At 66.7% G+C, this 552-nt stretch carries 1 protein-coding gene; it reads right to left on the bottom strand.

Annotated elements, in window-relative coordinates:
- Positions 1-478: ParB/RepB/Spo0J family partition protein (locus CXQ92_RS17660; RefSeq protein ID WP_146067532.1), on the bottom strand; the 478-nt coding region annotated here is incomplete at its 3' end.
- Positions 479-552: the final 74 nt, after the last annotated feature.

Below are 552 nucleotides of genomic sequence, written 5' to 3'. Positions count from 1 at the left end.
TGGACAGCGCGGCCTCCCCTGCGGTGCTCTTCTTGGCCTTCAACGCTCCCTCGACTTGAGTCTTGGCGCGTCCGGTTTTCTTCGCGATCTGCGCCGCGCTCACGCCCAGCAGGGACAGCTGGTGGAAGGCATCGGCTTCGTCCGCGTCGGTCAGCGCGGACCGCTGGACGTTCTCCACGACCTGCGTGGTGATCCGCTCGGCTTCCTCGGGGCTGGCGACGACCATGACCGGGATCAGGGCGGCGTCGGCTTCGACCGCGCCGCAGGTGCGGCGCTGGCCCATCAGGACGTGCACGGTGCCGTCGTCCTTGCGGTGTGCGATCACGGGTTCGATCACGCCGTGCTCCTTGATGCTCGCGACGAACTCGGGCGTCAGGGCGGCGTCTTTGCGAACGTTCACGTCCACGGTGAGCGTGCGCGGGTCAATCATCTCCAGCATCGGCGCAGAGGTCGGCTGAGTAGTCAGCTGAGCGTTCATGGGGCTGTGCTCCTTGGTTGCAGTGGTGGTGTCGGGGCCCTGTAGTGACCAGCAGTGGACCCTTCCCCCGTTGT

This window comes from Arthrobacter sp. SX1312, assembly GCF_002929295.1.
Lineage (GTDB): Bacteria > Actinomycetota > Actinomycetes > Actinomycetales > Micrococcaceae > Arthrobacter_D.
This window is presented reverse-complemented; position numbering and strand designations above follow the sequence as displayed.